This is a genomic window from Isoptericola sp. Y581 (genome assembly GCF_059445475.1).
On record NZ_JCAIUK010000001.1, the window covers coordinates 144,371 to 159,486 of the forward strand.

General features: G+C 74.4%; 13 protein-coding genes. 12 read left to right on the forward strand and 1 reads right to left on the reverse strand.

Going from position 1 to position 15,116, the window contains the following annotated elements; genetic code table 11:
• The first annotated feature begins 94 nt into the window (after positions 1-94).
• The 11 genes from ftsH (at position 95) to AC1C2W_RS00770 (ending at position 12,528) form a co-directional block, all read left to right on the forward strand.
• On the forward strand, positions 95-2,164 hold the full coding sequence (gene ftsH, locus AC1C2W_RS00720) for an ATP-dependent zinc metalloprotease FtsH (RefSeq protein ID WP_495388274.1): 2,070 nt from the start codon (positions 95-97) through the stop codon (positions 2,162-2,164).
• A 23-nt stretch (positions 2,165-2,187) separates the two neighbouring features.
• Entirely contained in the window at positions 2,188-2,775 is a 588-nt protein-coding gene (gene folE / locus AC1C2W_RS00725; protein WP_495388448.1) for a GTP cyclohydrolase I FolE, read from the forward strand.
• A gap of 2 nt (positions 2,776-2,777) precedes the next feature.
• Positions 2,778-3,740 carry a dihydropteroate synthase gene (gene folP, locus AC1C2W_RS00730; protein ID WP_495388273.1) on the forward strand — a complete coding sequence of 321 codons (963 nt, stop codon included), beginning with the start codon at positions 2,778-2,780 and terminating at the stop codon, positions 3,738-3,740.
• A complete protein-coding gene (folK, locus tag AC1C2W_RS00735) occupies positions 3,737-5,578 on the forward strand; it encodes a 2-amino-4-hydroxy-6-hydroxymethyldihydropteridine diphosphokinase (RefSeq protein ID WP_495412087.1) in 1,842 nt (613 codons plus the stop codon). The genes folP and folK overlap by 4 nt, the downstream gene beginning before the upstream one ends.
• Before the next feature lies 1 nt (position 5,579).
• Positions 5,580-6,065: a DUF3180 domain-containing protein gene (locus AC1C2W_RS00740; RefSeq protein ID WP_495388271.1), complete on the forward strand. Its 486-nt coding sequence runs from the start codon at positions 5,580-5,582 to the stop codon at positions 6,063-6,065.
• A gap of 95 nt (positions 6,066-6,160) precedes the next feature.
• Positions 6,161-6,685: a PH domain-containing protein gene (locus AC1C2W_RS00745; protein WP_495388270.1), complete on the forward strand. Its 525-nt coding sequence runs from the start codon at positions 6,161-6,163 to the stop codon at positions 6,683-6,685.
• A gap of 8 nt (positions 6,686-6,693) precedes the next feature.
• Positions 6,694-8,265 (forward strand): PH domain-containing protein, encoded by a 1,572-nt coding sequence (locus tag AC1C2W_RS00750; protein ID WP_495412088.1) that lies wholly within the window; start codon positions 6,694-6,696, stop codon positions 8,263-8,265.
• Positions 8,262-9,347: a Rossmann-like and DUF2520 domain-containing protein gene (locus AC1C2W_RS00755; RefSeq protein WP_495412089.1), complete on the forward strand. Its 1,086-nt coding sequence runs from the start codon at positions 8,262-8,264 to the stop codon at positions 9,345-9,347. The genes AC1C2W_RS00750 and AC1C2W_RS00755 overlap by 4 nt, the downstream gene beginning before the upstream one ends.
• Entirely contained in the window at positions 9,344-10,279 is a 936-nt protein-coding gene (gene panC / locus AC1C2W_RS00760) for a pantoate--beta-alanine ligase (RefSeq protein WP_495388267.1), read from the forward strand. Before AC1C2W_RS00755 ends, panC begins: the two co-directional genes overlap by 4 nt.
• A 76-nt stretch (positions 10,280-10,355) precedes the next feature.
• Complete coding sequence (panD, locus tag AC1C2W_RS00765; RefSeq protein WP_495412336.1) at positions 10,356-10,769, forward strand: aspartate 1-decarboxylase; 414 nt, start codon at positions 10,356-10,358, stop codon at positions 10,767-10,769.
• Between the two features lie 37 nt (positions 10,770-10,806).
• Positions 10,807-12,528: an L-aspartate oxidase gene (locus tag AC1C2W_RS00770; RefSeq protein WP_495388266.1), complete on the forward strand. Its 1,722-nt coding sequence runs from the start codon at positions 10,807-10,809 to the stop codon at positions 12,526-12,528.
• A 14-nt stretch (positions 12,529-12,542) separates the two neighbouring features.
• On the opposite strand, the gene nadC is transcribed toward AC1C2W_RS00770, so the two are convergent.
• Positions 12,543-13,454, reverse strand: coding sequence for a carboxylating nicotinate-nucleotide diphosphorylase (nadC, locus tag AC1C2W_RS00775; protein WP_495412337.1), 912 nt, complete (start codon positions 13,452-13,454; stop codon positions 12,543-12,545).
• 134 nt (positions 13,455-13,588) lie between these two features.
• On the opposite strand from nadC, the gene lysS reads away from it, so the two are divergent.
• A complete protein-coding gene (lysS, locus tag AC1C2W_RS00780) occupies positions 13,589-15,112 on the forward strand; it encodes a lysine--tRNA ligase (protein ID WP_495388265.1) in 1,524 nt (507 codons plus the stop codon).
• Positions 15,113-15,116: the final 4 nt, after the last annotated feature.

The window sequence follows — 15,116 nt, forward strand, 5'->3', positions numbered from 1 at the left end:
GGCGAACACCCACAGTTCGTCCACACCCAGCGTGTAGCGTCGTGATCCACACATTGCCCGACGGAAGGGAAGCGGGGAGCCGTCCCCGTCGCCGATGAACATCAAGAAGATCCTGAGCGGCCCGATCATCTGGATCGTGGTCGGCCTCCTCCTCGTGTCGCTGGCCTTCAGCGCGTTCAACACGGATCGCGTGTCCCGGATCGAGACCTCGCAGGGCCTCGAGCTGCTCGCCGGCGACACGGTCGACCACGCCCTGATGGTGGACGGTGAGCAGCGCGTCGAGCTCGAGCTGAGCGAGAAGTACGTCACCGACTCGGGCAAGGACGACGAGCAGGACCACGGGACGAAGGTCGAGTTCTTCTACGTCCAGCCGCAGGGCGACGCCGTGGCGACCGCCGTCGAGGCCGCTGACCCGCCGGACGGCTTCAACTCCGAGGTGCCGCAGCCGAGCTTCTGGAGCTCGATACTCTCCTTCATCATTCCGTTCCTCCTCATCGGCGTGGTCTTCTGGTTCATCCTGTCGCGCATGCAGGGCGGCGGGAGCCGCGGCGTCATGGGCTTCGGCAAGTCGAAGGCCAAGCTCGTCTCCAAGGACATGCCGCAGGTGACGTTCGCGGACGTCGCGGGCGTCGACGAGGCGGTCGAGGAGCTGCAGGAGATCAAGGAGTTCCTCGCCGAGCCGGCCAAGTTCCAGGCCGTGGGCGCGAAGATCCCCAAGGGCGTGCTGCTGTACGGCCCGCCCGGCACCGGCAAGACCCTGCTCGCCCGCGCCGTCGCCGGCGAGGCGGGGGTGCCGTTCTACTCGATCTCCGGCTCGGACTTCGTCGAGATGTTCGTCGGCGTCGGCGCGTCCCGCGTGCGCGACCTGTTCGAGCAGGCCAAGAACAACTCGCCGGCGATCATCTTCGTGGACGAGATCGACGCCGTCGGCCGCCACCGCGGCGCCGGCATGGGCGGCGGGCACGACGAGCGCGAGCAGACGCTCAACCAGATGCTCGTCGAGATGGACGGCTTCGACGTCAAGACGAACGTCATCCTCATCGCGGCCACCAACCGGCCCGACATCCTGGACCCCGCGCTGCTGCGCCCGGGTCGCTTCGACCGGCAGGTCGCCGTGGAGGCGCCGGACCTCAAGGGCCGCGAGCACATCCTCCAGGTGCACTCGCAGGGCAAGCCGATGGTCGAGAGCATCGACCTGGCCGTCGTCGCGCGCCGCACCCCCGGCTTCACGGGCGCCGACCTGGCCAACGTGCTCAACGAGGCCGCGCTGCTCACCGCGCGCAGCGGCGCCCAGCTGATCGACGACCGCGCTCTGGACGAGGCGATCGACCGCGTCATCGCGGGCCCGCAGAAGCGCACCCGCGTGATGCAGCTCAAGGAGCAGAAGATCACCGCGTACCACGAGGGCGGGCACGCCCTGGTGGCGTCCGCGATGCGCTACACGGACCCCGTCACGAAGGTGACGATCCTGCCGCGCGGGCGGGCCCTCGGCTACACCATGGTGATGCCGATGGAGGACAAGTACTCCACCACCCGCAACGAGCTGCTGGACCAGCTCGCCTACGCGATGGGCGGCCGCGTGGCGGAGGAGATCGTCTTCCACGACCCCACCACGGGGGCCAGCAACGACATCGAGAAGGCGAGCGCGATCGCCCGCAAGATGGTCACCGAGTACGGCATGAGCGAGAAGGTCGGCGCCATCAAGCTCGGCACCGGCTCGGGCGAGCCGTTCATGGGGCGCGACATGGGGCACACGCGCGAGTACTCCGAGGCCGTCGCCGGCATGGTGGACCACGAGGTGCGCAAACTCATCGAGTCGGCGCACGACGAGGCGTGGGAAGTGCTCACCCAGTACCGCGACGTGCTCGACGACCTCGTGCTGCGCCTGCTGGAAAAGGAGACGCTGAACCAGTCCGAGCTCGCCGAGATCTTCGCCCCGATCACCAAGCGCGAGCCGCGCGACGTGTGGCTCTCCAGCGAGCAGCGCACCGTGCACACCCGCGGGCCCGTGCTGACCGACGCCGAGAAGGCAGCGGCGAACGGCAACGGCCAGCCCGTGGTGCCGCAGGACGAGGCCGCGCTCGCCGGCGAAGAGGACCTGCAGGAGGCGGGGCCCGGCCTCGGCACCGACTCGGAGCCCCCGGCGGCGGGAGACCGCCGGTGACCGACCCGGTGACGGACCTGGGCATGCGCGCGGCCGCGGACGTGCCGGCGTACGACTCCGCCCGCGCGGAGGCGGCCGTCCGCGAGTTCCTCCTCGCGGTCGGCGAGGAGCCGGACCGCGAGGGGCTGCGCGAGACGCCGGCGCGCGTGGCGCGCGCCTACCAGGAGATCTTCGCCGGGCTCCGTCAGGAGCCGGAGGACGTGCTGACCACCACCTTCGACCTCGGCCACGAGGAGATGGTGCTGGTGCGCGACATCGAGGTGTACTCGACGTGCGAGCACCACCTGGTGCCGTTCCACGGCGTCGCGCACGTGGGGTACATCCCCAGCACGGACGGCCGGATCACGGGGTTGTCGAAGATCGCGCGCCTCGTCGAGATGTACGCCCGGCGCCCGCAGGTGCAGGAGCGCCTCACGACCCAGATCGCTGACGCGATGGTGCGGATCCTCGAGCCGCGCGGCGTGCTGGTCGTGGTGGAGTGCGAGCACCTGTGCATGTCGATGCGCGGGGTGCGCAAGCCCGGTTCCCGGACGGTCACGTCGGCCGTGCGGGGCATCATGCAGAACCCGGCCACCCGAGCCGAGGCCATCGGCCTCATCTCGGGGCGCTGAGCGTGCACCCGCGCGACGCGGCGGTCGCCGGGCTGCCGGAGCTGTCCGGCGTCGGCCGCTGCCTCGTGATGGGCGTCGTCAACGTCACGCCCGACTCGTTCTCCGACGGGGGGCAGTGGTTCGACGCGGATGCCGGCGTGCAGCACGGCCTCGACCTGCTCGCCGACGGCGCGGAGATCCTGGACGTCGGAGGCGAGTCGACCCGGCCGGGATCCGCCCGCGTGAGCGAGGCCGAGGAGCTGCGCCGGGTGATCCCCGTGATCGAGCGGTTGGCGGCGCACGGCGCCGTGGTGTCGGTCGACACCACCCGGGCGTCGGTCGCCGAGCGCGCCGTCGCCGCGGGCGCGCGGATGGTGAACGACGTCTCGGGCAGCTACGCCGACCCGCGCATGGGCCACGTCGTCGCCGACGCGGGGGTCGCGTACGTGGCGATGCACTGGCGCGGCCACGCGGACGTCATGGACGGCCTCGAGGTGTACGACGACGTCGTGGCCGAGGTGCGCGACGAGCTCGCGGGGCGCATGGACTCCCTCGTCGCGGCGGGGGTGCGCCCGGACCAGGTGGTGCTCGACCCAGGCCTGGGCTTCTCGAAGGCAGGGGTGCTGAACTGGCCGATCCTGGCCCACCTGGAGGCCCTGCACACCCTCGGTCGCCCGGTCCTCGTGGGGGCGTCGCGCAAGCGATTCCTGGGGCACCTGCTCGAGGGGACGCGCGGCCTGCCGGCCGACGAACCTGCCCCGCCCCTGGAGCGCGACGCCGCGACCGCGGCGATCTCCGCGCTCGCCGCGGCGGCCGGCGCCTGGGCGGTCCGCGTGCACGCCGTGCGGGCGAACGCCGACGCCGTCCGCGTCGCGGACGCCTGGACGGCGTCGGATGTGAAGGATGCCGGGACGACCGCATCGGCGCGCAGCATCGGCGCCGTGGGCGGGTCAGGAATTATTGCTGAGGAGGAGGACCCCTCGTGACGTTCGCCGCAGCCGTCCCGGGACCGGACGGACAACCGCTCGACCAGATCCGCCTCGCAGGCGTCACGGCGACCGGCCACCACGGCGTGCTCCCGCACGAGCGCGTGGAGGGCCAGGTCTTCAGCGCGGACGTCGTGCTGCACCTGGACACGCGGACGGCAGCCACGTCGGACGACCTCGCCGCGACGGTGAGCTACGCCGAGGTCGCGCAGGATGTGCACGACGTGCTCGCCGGGTCGCCGGCCGACCTGATCGAGACCGTCGCGGAGCGGATCGCCGCCGTTGTGCTGTCCCGGCCTGCCGTGCACGCCGTCGACGTGCGCGTGCACAAGCCGCAGGCGCCCATCCCGGTCCCGTTCGACGACGTGGCGGTCGTGGTGCGTCGCGACCGGTCGCGCCCCCCGGTCGTGCCCGCTGCGCCGCCGGCCGCCCTACGACCCTTCGACGAGCTCAGGACGGCGCAGGCTCAGGAACCGCCGGCCGAGGCCACGCCCGCCCTTCCGCAGGCACCGGCGCCGCCCGTCGAGACGCCTCCCGTGGCGCCGGTCGCCGTCGCTGTCCCCGGGTCGATGATCGACGCCGTGCCGGACCTCGTGCCCGCGGCCGTGCCGTCGGCCCCGGTCCCCGCGGCCACCCCGCTCGAGCCGGAGCCCGAGCGCCCGGCGGCGCCCCCGGCCGACCCCCTCGACGCGAGCCCGGCCGAGCCCGTCGACGCCGTGCTGGCGCTGGGGGCCAACCTCGGCGACGCGCAGGTCACGCTCCGCCAGGCGGTGACGGACGTCGACCGCGTCCCGGGCGTCCAGGTCATGGAGGTCTCGCCGCTGGCCCGCACTGCGGCCGTGGGCGGGCCGGAGCAGCCGGACTACCTCAACGCCGTGCTCGTGGTGCGCACCACGCTGTCGCCGCGGGACCTGCTGCGCGGGGTCCAGCAGGTCGAGGCCCAGCACGGTCGCGTCCGCGAGGATCGGTGGGGGCCGCGCACGCTCGACGTCGACATCGTGCAGTACGGCACGCTGGTCGCCCACGCGCCCGACCTCGAGCTGCCGCACCCGAGGGCGAAGGAACGGGCGTTCGTGCTCGTGCCCTGGGCCGAGGTGACGCCCGACGCCGTGCTCGGCGGCGGGGGCGGTGGGCCCGTCGCGCAGCTCGCCGTGACCGCGCCGGACCGCGCCGGCATCCGCTGGCTCGCGCTCGACTGGCTGACCGGGCCCACGCAGACCACGGGGCAGGTCTCCGCGGAGGCGGCCGACCCGGTGCCGTCCGCCCCCGTGCCGCAGTCGTCGGCGGCCGAGCCGGCCGCGCCCGGCGTCGAGCCGGGCGCCTACGAGCCTCCCGTGGCCGAGTCGCCCGCCGTCGAGCCCCGGGCGGTTGAGCCCCGGGCGGTCGAGCGCCGGGCGGTCGAGCCCCGGGCGGCCGAGCCGCCCGCCCCCGAGCCTCGCGCGGCCGCGGTGCCGCCTGACCAGGGTCCGTTCGCGCCTCCGCCGTTGGCGCCGTCGTCGTTCGAGCCGTCGTCGTTCGAGCCGTCGTCGTTCGAGCCGTCGTCGTTCGAGCCGTCGTCGTTCGAGCCGGAGTCGCAGTACCCGTCCAAGTCGTACCAGGCGGAGCCGCAGGCACCGGAGCCGTACGCCCCCGGGCAGTACGTGCCGGAGTTCGTGCCCGAGCCGCTCTCGCCGGAACCCGTGCTCCACGAGCCCGTGCCGCCGGCCCCCGTCGCCGGGCCGACCACGGCGCCGGACCCGTTCGCGCCGCGACCCGTCGACGGCCCCACCGCGCAGTATCCCGCCGTGTACCGGGACGAGACTCGTCCTCAGGCGTGGGACGAGGGGGTCGACCGCTGATATGCGTCGTACCTCGGTCGGCATGCTCGGCCTCGTCGCGACCGTGGTGGCGGTCGGCGGCGCCGGGCTGCTGCGGCTGTTCGAGTCGCGCGGCGTGTACCTGCCCACGGTCGCGTGGGTGGAGGACGTCGCGATGCTCGCCCTCGCCGTCGGCATCTTCTGGGCCGGCTGGGCGGTGCGTGCCTACCAGAAGGGCGACCGGCCGGGCCTGGACCCGCTGCGGGCCGCCCGCACGTTCGTCCTGGCCAAGGCTGGGGCGCTGACGGGGGCGCTGCTCGCCGGCCGGTACGTCGCGAGCGTGCTCGTGGTGCTCGGGCAGCTGCACATCGAGGCCCGACGCGACCAGGCGGTCGCCGCCGGGATCGCGGCCCTGTGCGCCGTCGTGCTGTGCGTGGTGGGCCTCGTCGTCGAGAAGTTCTGCCAGCTGCCGCCGCCGGACGACGCCGAGGGCGAGGGCAAGGAGCAGGCCGACCCGTTGCCGTCCTGACCGGTGGGCGGGTCATCCTTCCGACCGACCCGCGGCGCCGGCCGCTGCGACGGACGGTCGATGTCGCTCCCCCGGGGGGATGGAAGGATGGGCCCATGACCAGCCTCCCCGCGGGCCCCGACCCGTCGGCCGCGCCGCAGACCGGACCGTTCGACCCGCCGGACGTCGCCTGGCAGGGCGTCTCGCCCCGGCTCGTCCCCGCCCGGCTCGTCTCGACGTCCGTGACCCTGGCGGTGCCGATCGTCGCCGGCGCGGTGCTCGCCATCCTGTTCTCGCCGTGGTTCTGGCTGCTCGCCGGGGTCCCGGCGGCCCTGCTGCTGTGGGCGGTGCTCCTGGTGCCCCGCCAGGTGCGCGCCATCGGGTACGCGGAGCGGGACGACGACCTGCTGATCCGCAAGGGCATCATGTTCCGCTCGCTCGTCGTCGTCCCCTACGGCCGCATGCAGTACGTGGACGTGGAGGCTGGCCCGCTCGACCGGAAGCTGGGCATCGCGAAGGTGCAGCTGCACACCGCGTCGCCCGGCACCGACGCGGACATCCCGGGCCTGGTGCCCGACGAGGCCGAGCGGCTGCGCGACCGGCTCACCGCGCGGGGCGAGGCGCGGCTGGCGGGCCTGTGAGCGCCCAGATGCCGGAGCCCGTACCCGGGGACGCCGCCGGAGTTGTCAGCGGCGGGGACGTCATCAGCGGGGACGTCAGCAGCGGGGAGGTGCACCGCGACCTGCAGTGGCGCCGTGTCCACCCCGTCACGCCGTTCGTGCGGGGCTGGGCGGCGATCGTCGCCGTCCTCGTCATCGCCGGCCAGCAGGTGCTCGACGACGTGGCGAGAGCCGTCCAGGCCGCCGGCGCGATCCGCGGGCTGTGGTGGATCGTGCTGCTCGGGGTGGTCCTGCTCGTGGGGATCATCTTCGGGTACGCCGCGCTCGCATGGCGCATGACGGCGTACGCGGTGGACGACGACGCCGTGCACCTGCGCAAGGGCATCTTGTTCCGCCAGCAGCGGCACGCGCGGCTCGACCGGTTGCAGGCCATCGACGTGCGCCAGCCACTGCTCGCCCGGCTCTTCGGTCTGGCGGAGCTCCGGCTCGAGGTGGCGGGCGGCTCGGACTCGGGGGTCGCGATCGGCTTCCTCAAGGAGGCGGACGCCCAGCGCCTGCGCGCCGACCTGCTCGCCCGCGCGGCGGGGGTCAAGGCCCGCGGCTCCGGCACTGCTCCGGTGGTTGAGCCTGCTGCTTCGGTGGTTGCTGGCGAAACCACGTCCCAGGTCTCGACCGACGGCGAAGACGATGTGGCCCCGGAGGCGCCGGAGCGCCAGGTCTACGACGTGCCGCCGTCGCGGCTGCTGCTCTCGCTGCTGCGCACGCCGGGGGTGTGGATCGCGGTGCTGGCGCTGCTGGGCGTGGGCGTCGCGGTGCTCCTGACCCGTGAGGTGAGCATCCTCTTCTCCGCCCTGCCCGCCGTGCTCGGCGTCGGCGGCTACCTCTTCCAGCGCTTCGCGGGCGAGTTCGGTTTCCGCGCCGCGCTCTCGCCGGACGGGATCCGCCTGCGCCACGGGCTGCTCGAGACGCGCGCGCAGACCATCCCGCCCGGGCGGGTGCAGGCCGTGTCGCTCACCCAGGGCCCGTGGTGGCGCGGGCCCGACTGGTGGCGGGTCAAGGTCAACGTGGCCGGGTACGGCGGCGGCGACGGCAACAAGGGGGAGCAGCAGCACGTGCTGCTGCCGGTCGGGCCGCGCGAGCAGGCGCTCACCGCGCTGTGGCTGGTGCTGCCGGACCTCGAGTTCGCGGAGCCGGAGCAGACCCTCGCCCTCCTCGACGAGGCCCTGGCCGGCGACGCCCGCACGGACCGGTGGTTCGTCACGAGCCCGCGCCGCGCGCGGCTGCTCGACCCGTGGAGCTGGCGCCGCAACGGGTACGCGGTCACCGGGCGGGCGCTGCTGGCCCGGGGCGGCAGGTTCGTGCGCCGGCTGGAGGTCGTGCCGCACGAGCGGACGCAGTCCCTCGGGCTCGTGCAGGGGCCGTGGCAGCGCCGCCGGCGGCTCGCGTCGTTCGCGCTGCATTCGACGCCCGGCCCGATCAGCCCGGTCGTCTACCACCTGGACGAGGGCGATGCGGCGCGGCTGCTCGGGGAGCAGTCCGACCGGGCGCGGGTGGCGCGCGCGCACGCCGGGCCGGAGCGCTGGATGGAGGGGCGGCCATGAGCGAGCCCGCGGACGACGGCCTGGTGCCGCCCGGCGCGCGGCCCGGTCGCCTCGGCGTCGGCATCGTGGGCGCCGGCCGGGTGGGGGCCGTCCTCGGCAGCGCGCTGCGCGCCGCCGGGCACATCGTGGTCGGCGCCAGCGGCGTCAGCGAGGAGTCCCGGGAGCGCATCGCGACCCTGCTGCCGGGGGTGCCGCACCTGGAGGTGCAACAGGTCGTGGAGCGCGCCGAGATGGTGCTGCTCGCGGTGCCCGACGACGCGCTCGCGGACGTCGTGTCCGGGCTCGCGGCCCTCGGCGCGTGGCAGCCCGGCCAGCTCGTGGTGCACACGTCCGGCCGGTACGGCGCGGGGGTGCTCGACCCGGCGCGCCGGGCGGGCGCGATTCCGGTGGCCCTGCACCCGGCGATGACGTTCACCGGCACGTCGCTCGACCTGCACCGGCTCGAGGGCAGCACCTTCGCCGTCACCGCCCCGGCCGCCGTCCAGCCCATCGGGCAGGCGCTCGTCGTCGAGGTCGGGGGCGAGCCGGTCGTCGTGGCGGAGGAGGCCCGCGGGCTGTATCACGCGGCCCTCGCGCACGGCGCGAACCACCTGGTGGTGCTGGTGGCGCAGGCCGCGCAGGCGCTCGAGGCCGCCGGGGTCGAGCGGCCGGGCCGGGCGCTGGCCCCGCTGCTGTCGGCCGCGCTCGACGGCGCCACGCGCGCCGCCGACGTGCGCGACGGCGTCGGGCCGGGCGCGATCACCGCGCTCACCGGGCCCGTGTCGCGTGGCGACGTCGGCACCGTGCGCGCGCACCTCGACGCGCTGCGCGGGCTCGCGGCGTCGACCGGCGCCACCGACGTCCCGGCCTCGTACACCGAGCTGGCGCGCGGGGCCACCAGCCGGGCCCTCGCCGCCCACCGCATCGACGACGCGGCCGCCCGGGCCCTGCTCGACGCGCTGGCGCCACCGGCGCCGCCCCACCCCGACGACCCGCACCCCGACGACCCGCACCCCGACGACCCGCACCCCGACGACCCGCACCGCGACGACCCGCGCCCTGACGACCCGCACCGCGTCGATCCACCCCAGGAGCCACGATGACCGCCGAGACCTCGCCGACGGAGCCGACGGAGCAGCCCGCCGTCGTGCGCACGCGGGGTGAGCTGCACGACGCGCTGACCGCCTGGACGCTGTCCGGGCCGGAGCCGACCGACCGCCGGGCGGTCGTCATGACGATGGGTGCCCTGCACGACGGGCACCTGCAGCTGGTACGTCAGGCTCGCGAGGCGGCCGGGGCCACCGGTCAGGTGGTGGTGACGATCTTCGTCAACCCGTTGCAGTTCGGCGCGGGGGAGGACCTGGACCACTACCCGCGGGACCTCGACAGCGACGTCGCGAAGCTGGCCACCGCGGGCGCCGACCTCGTCTTCGCGCCCACCCCCGACGTCGTGTACCCGGACGGCGACCCGATCGTGCGGGTGTCGGCAGGCCGCATCGGCGAGGTGCTCGAGGGCGAGTCCCGCCCCGGGCACCTGGACGGCGTGCTCACCGTGGTGCTCAAGCTGATGCATCTCACGCGGCCCGACGTCGCCCTCTTCGGGGAGAAGGACGCGCAGCAGCTGCTCGTCGTGCGGCGCATGGTCCGCGACCTGGACGTGGACGTCGAGGTGCGCGGCGTCCCGACGGTGCGGGAGGCGGACGGCCTCGCGATGTCGTCGCGCAACGCGTACCTGTCCGACGACGAGCGCGCGCTCTCGCTCTCGCTGTCCCGGTCGCTGCGGGCGGGCGCGGACGCGGTGGCGGAGGGCGCCGTCGCGGTGCTGGACGCCGCCTCGGGAATCCTGAAGGGGGTCGTCGGGGTTGACGTGGATTACCTCGCACTCGTCGACCCGACTACCGTGTCCCCGGTCCCCGCGCACTTCCGGGGCCCGGCGCTCCTCCTCGTGGCGGCGCGTGTGGGCACCACCCGACTGATCGACAACCAGGCCATGGACCTCGGCCAGGAGAATCCCCGTGACAGAGCACGCGACTGAGCACGTGACCGAGCACACGACCGAGCACACGACCGGGCGCCACCCGGGCCGGCGTCCTGCCTCCCTGCAGCGGCCGATGATGATCGGCAAGATCCACCGCGCCACCGTGACGCAGGCGGACCTGAACTATGTCGGGTCGATCACCATCGATGCCGACCTGCTCGACGCGGCCGACCTCTACCCCGGCCAGCAGGTCGACGTGGTGGACGTGACCAACGGGGCCCGCCTCACCACCTACGTGATCCCGGGCGAGCGGGGCGGCCGCCAGGTCAGCATCAACGGGGCCGCCGCGCACCTGGTGCACCCGGGGGACACCGTCATCGTCATCGCCTACGGCATGCTCGCGGACGCCGACGCGCGCACCTACGAGCCCGCCGTCGTCTTCGTCGACCCGGAGAACCGGATCGTCCAGCTCGACGACGACCCGGGCCAGGTGCCGGGTGGCTACGGGCTGGAGTCCAGCGGGCTGCCGTTCGCGGCCGTCCGGTGATCGCGACGTTCTTGGTGACTGCCCTGGTGACGGTTCGGTGAACGGGCCGCGGCTCGCCCGCGCGCTCGCCGCCCCCGCCCCCGGCTGGACCACCACCGCCGACGCGATCGTCGTCGGCAGCGGCGTCGCCGGCCTCACGGCCGCGCTCGAGCTGCGCACGCGGGTGCCGCGGGTGCTGCTCGTCACCAAGGGGGCGCTCTCGTCGGGCTCCACGGTGTGGGCGCAGGGCGGCGTCGCCGCGGCCCTGCACCCCGACGACACCCCGGACGCACACCTCACCGACACGCTCGCCGCCGGCGGCGGCCTGAGCGACCCCGAGGCCGTGCGCGTGCTGGTCACCGAGGGCCCCGACCGGGTGCGCGAGCTGGTGGCCCGCGGCACGGCGTTCGACGTCGGCCCGGACGGCGGCCTCGCGCTCACCCGCGAGGGCGGGCACCGCGCCGACCGGATCGTGCACGCGGGCGGCGACGCCACGGGGGCGGAGATCTCCCGCGCGCTGATCGCGCAGATCGAGGCCGTGCGCGACGACCCTGGCATCGAGTTGCTCGAGAACGCGCTGGTGCTCGACGTGCTCACCGGCCCGCCTGATCGCCGGTCGCCCTTCGACAGGCTCAGGAACCGTGAGTCAAGGCCCGTCGCCGGGGTCACGCTGCACGTGCGCGGCGCGGGCACGCGGGACGGCGTGGGCGCGGCGCTGGCACCGGCGGTCGTGCTGGCCACGGGCGGCATCGGGCAGGTGTTCCGCTCGTCGACCAACCCGCCCGGCGCGACGGGCGACGGCATCGCCGCCGCCCTGCGCGCGGGCGCCGTCGTCGGCGACCTGGAGTTCGTGCAGTTCCACCCCACGGTGCTGTGGCTGGGGCTGGGCGCCAAGGGACAGCAGCCGCTGATCAGCGAGGCCGTGCGCGGCGAGGGCGCGCTGCTGCTCGATGTCGACGGGTACCGCTTCATGCCGCGCGAGCACGAGCTCGCCGAGCTGGCCCCGCGGGACGTCGTCGCGCACGCCATCGTGCGGCGCATGGCGGCCACGTCGGCCGACCACGTGCTGCTCGACGCGCGGCACCTGGGCGCGGGCTTCCTACGCCGCCGGTTCCCCAGCATCACTGCCCGGCTGGCCGAGCACGGCATGGACTGGACCGAGGAGCCGGTGCCCGTGGCGCCCGCGCAGCACTACCACTCGGGGGGCATCGTGGCGGATGCCCGCGGGCGGACGTCGGTGCCCGGGCTCTACGCCGTCGGGGAGGTCGCGTGCACGGGCGTGCACGGCGCCAACCGGCTGGCCTCCAACTCGCTGCTGGAGGGCCTGGTCTTCGCCCACCGCGCCGCCCGCGACGTCGCGCGGCGGGTCGAGGACGGCGAGCTGCGCCGCGCCCCCGAGCCGGAGGCACGCCCCGGCGAGGCGGCGCTCGTGGCGGCCGCGGCTCGCTCCCGCGTCCAGCGCGCGACGTCGGACGGCGCCGGCCCGGTGCGGACGGCCGAGTCCCTGGGGCGCGCCGCGGACGTCCTCGACACCGTGCGGTCGGACGCCCATCGCGACCCGGACGTCGTCGCCGACCCCCAGGCCGCCGAGTGGGAGACCACCAACGTGCACCACGTCGCCAGCGCGCTGGTGCACGCCGCCCGAACGCGCGAGGAGTCCCGCGGCGGGCACTTCCGCGCGGACTTCCCCGCGCCCGACCCAGCCTGGCAGCGCCGCGTCGAGCTCGCCCTCGACGACGGCGGCACCCTCCGCGAGGTAGTCCCGATCCCCGCGAGGTAGTCCGGAATTTCGCACTACCTCGCGGGGCGGAGGTCCAGCGCGAGGTCGAGGATCGGGGCGGAGTGCGTGAGCGCCCCCACGGACAGGTAGTCGACGCCGGTGCCGGCGACCTCGCGGGCACGCTCCAGGGTCAGGTTGCCGGTGGCCTCGAGCTCGACGTGCCGCGGCACGCCGTCGCGCCCCTGCCGCCCGCGGACCGCGGCGACCGTCTCCGCGAGCACCGGCGTGGGCATGTTGTCGAGCAGCAGGAAGTCCGCGCCGGCGTCGAGGGCCTCCATGGCCTGCGCCGTCGTGTCGGCCTCGACCTGCACCAGCACGTCGGGGAACGCACGGCGGACGGCGTCGATCGCGCCGCGCACGGAGCCGGCGGCGACCACATGGTTGTCCTTGACCATCGCGACGTCGAACAGGCCCATGCGCTTGTTGGTGCCGCCACCGGCGCGCACGGCGTACTTCTCCAGGGCGCGCAGGCCCGGCGTCGTCTTGCGGGTGTCGAGCACCTGGGCGCCGGTGCCGGCGAGCTCGCGCGACCACGCGGCGGCGGCCGTCGCGACGCCGGACGCCCGGGAGACGAGGTTGAGCAGCGTCCGCTCCGCGACCAGCAGCACCTGGACCGACCCGACGAGGGAGGCGAGCACCTGCCCGGGGGAGACGGCGTCGCCGTCCTGGGTGTGGAACGTCACGACCGGCGCGGGCAGGCCCAGCCGGCTGGCGACCTGCCGCAGCGCCTCGTCGACCACGACGAGCCCCGCGACGGAGCCCTTGGCCCGGGCGACGAGCTCCGCCGAGCCCGTGGCCGACGGCGCCACGGTGGCCTGGGTGGTCACGTCGCGGCCCGGCGCCGCGCCGAGGTCCTCGTCGAGCGCCACCTCGACCGTGCGGGCGACCCATGCGGCGTCCAGGCCGGGCTCGACGGCGGACGGCAGGTCGTGCGTGGGAGGGGCCGGGAAGTCGCTGGAGGGCAGGTCAGGCTGCGGGTCGGTGACGCTCACGCGTCGCAACGCTACCCGCGGAGGGGGCGAGGCACGTCGCCTGTGGAGAACGCTCGTAGAATCTCTGGGTGACCTCCCCGCAGAACCCCGCTTCCGCCGCGCCCTCCAGCGACCCTGACGACCTCCCGGAGCAGATGCGCGTGCGCCGGGAGAAGCGCGACCGGCTGCTCGAGCGGGGCGGCGAGGCGTACCCCGTGGGCCTGCCGGTGACGCACTCGATCGCCGCGATCCGCGAGGCCTACGATCACCTCGAGGCGGGCCAGGAGACGGACGACGTCGTCGGCGTGGCCGGCCGTGTCGTCTTCCTGCGCAACACGGGCAAGTTGTGCTTCGTCACGCTGCAGGACGGCGAGGGGCGCCGCCTGCAGGCGATGCTCAGCCTCAAGGAGGTGGGCGAGGAGTCGCTGGCCGCGTTCAAGTCCGACGTCGACCTGGGCGACCACCTGTTCGTGCACGGCCGCGTGGGCGCGTCGCGGCGAGGCGAGCTGAGCGTGTTCGCCGACTCGTGGCAGATGGCGGCCAAGGCCCTGCGGCCGCTGCCGGTGCTGCACAAGGCGCTGTCGGAGGAGGCCCGGGTCCGTCAGCGGTACGTCGACCTCATCGCGCGCCCCGCCGCCCGCGAGATGGTGCGCACCCGCGCCGGCGTGACGCGCTCCCTGCGCGACAACTTCCACCGCCGCGGATTTCTCGAGATCGAGACGCCGATGCTGCAGACCATCGCGTCGGGGGCGTCCGCGCGGCCTTACCGGACGCACATGAATGCCTATGACATCGACCTCTTCCTGCGGATCGCGCCGGAGCTCTTCCTCAAGCGGGCCGTCGTGGGCGGCGTCGAGAAGGTCTTCGAGCTCAATCGGAATTTCCGCAACGAGGGCGCCGACTCCACGCACTCGCCGGAGTTCGCGATGCTCGAGGCCTATGAGGCGTACGGCGACTACAACACGATCGGCGCTCTCACCCAGGATCTCGTGCAGACCGCGGCGCGCGACGTTCTCGGCACCACCGTGGTCATCCTCCCCGGCGGCGAGGAGTACGACCTCGGCGGCGAGTGGGCGCAGATCACGATGTACGGCTCGCTCTCAAAGGCGCTGGGCGAGGAGATCACGCCCGAGACCACCGTGCAGCACCTGACGGACCTCGCGGAGAAGGCCGAGATCTCGGTGGACCCGAAGAAGGCCAACCACGGCAAGCTGGTCGAGGAGCTGTGGGAGCACCACGTGGGCGACGCCCTCCACGCGCCGACGTTCGTTCGGGACTTCCCGGTGGAGACGTCGCCACTGGTCCGCGCGCACCGTTCCGTGCCCGGTCAGGTGGAGAAGTGGGACCTGTACGTGCGGGGCTTCGAGCTTGCCACGGGGTACTCCGAGCTCGTCGACCCGGTGGTGCAGCGGCAGCGGTTCGAGGCGCAGGCGGAGCTCGCCGCGGCCGGCGACGACGAGGCGATGGCCCTCGACGAGGACTTCCTCGTCGCGATGGAGCACGCCATGCCGCCGTCGGGTGGGATGGGAATGGGCCTCGACCGGCTCCTCATGGCGCTCACCGGGCTCGGTATCCGCGAGACCATCCTCTTCCCGCTCGTCAAGCCGGTCTGAACGG

What these genes read in the sequence shown, in the direction of transcription:
- ftsH (WP_495388274.1), top strand. Translation starts at nt 95, where the DNA reads ATGAACATCAAGAAGATCCTGAGCGGCCCGATCATCTGGATCGTGGTC.
- folE (WP_495388448.1), top strand. Translation starts at nt 2,188, where the DNA reads ATGCGCGCGGCCGCGGACGTGCCGGCGTACGACTCCGCCCGCGCGGAG.
- AC1C2W_RS00740 (WP_495388271.1), top strand. Translation starts at nt 5,580, where the DNA reads ATGCGTCGTACCTCGGTCGGCATGCTCGGCCTCGTCGCGACCGTGGTG.
- AC1C2W_RS00745 (WP_495388270.1), top strand. Translation starts at nt 6,161, where the DNA reads ATGACCAGCCTCCCCGCGGGCCCCGACCCGTCGGCCGCGCCGCAGACC.
- AC1C2W_RS00750 (WP_495412088.1), top strand. Translation starts at nt 6,694, where the DNA reads ATGCCGGAGCCCGTACCCGGGGACGCCGCCGGAGTTGTCAGCGGCGGG.
- AC1C2W_RS00755 (WP_495412089.1), top strand. Translation starts at nt 8,262, where the DNA reads ATGAGCGAGCCCGCGGACGACGGCCTGGTGCCGCCCGGCGCGCGGCCC.
- panC (WP_495388267.1), top strand. Translation starts at nt 9,344, where the DNA reads ATGACCGCCGAGACCTCGCCGACGGAGCCGACGGAGCAGCCCGCCGTC.
- panD (WP_495412336.1), top strand. Translation starts at nt 10,356, where the DNA reads ATGATGATCGGCAAGATCCACCGCGCCACCGTGACGCAGGCGGACCTG.